At 48.6% G+C, this 537-nt stretch carries 1 pseudogene; it reads right to left on the minus strand.

Features of this window, described 5'->3' with window-relative positions:
* Window positions 1-424: pseudogene (gene cca, locus A3729_RS09355) on the minus strand (multifunctional CCA tRNA nucleotidyl transferase/2'3'-cyclic phosphodiesterase/2'nucleotidase/phosphatase); the annotation flags it as partial.
* Window positions 425-537 lie beyond the last annotated feature (113 nt).

Consider the following 537-nt stretch of genomic DNA (forward strand, 5'->3'; position numbering starts at 1 on the left):
CGAAACGAGCCACGCGTAGAATTCTTAGTGGGTCTTCTGTGAAGGCTGGCGAGACGTGCCTGAGTAGTCTGTTCTTCAGATCGTCTTGACCGCCATACGGATCAATCAGCTCACCGTCTGCGCTCATTGCCATCGCATTAATGCTTAGGTCTCTTCTGATAAGGTCTTGTTCTAAAGTGATTGATTTTGACGTGTCAAAGCTGAAGCCTTGGTAGCCCTGACCGTTTTTACGCTCTGTCCGCGCAAGAGCGTACTCTTCTCTAGTTTTGGGGTGGAGAAATACAGGGAAGTCTTGGCCGACCTGGGTAAAGCCTTGTTTAAGCATCTCGTCTGGGTTGCTACCTACTACGACCCAGTCTTTATCCTTGCTGTTAATTTCGAGCAAAGAGTCACGTACAGCACCACCCACAAGGTAGGTTTTCATCACATTCAAGCCCACGGGAGAGAAAGAGCTAGAATGCTAAACCAAATCCTATCGAACCGCCAGCTTCTACTTCACTCAGCATAAATGCAGCCTCAATATTGAAGTGGCGTGGC

The sequence above is a fragment of the Oleiphilus sp. HI0043 genome (genome assembly GCF_001634935.1).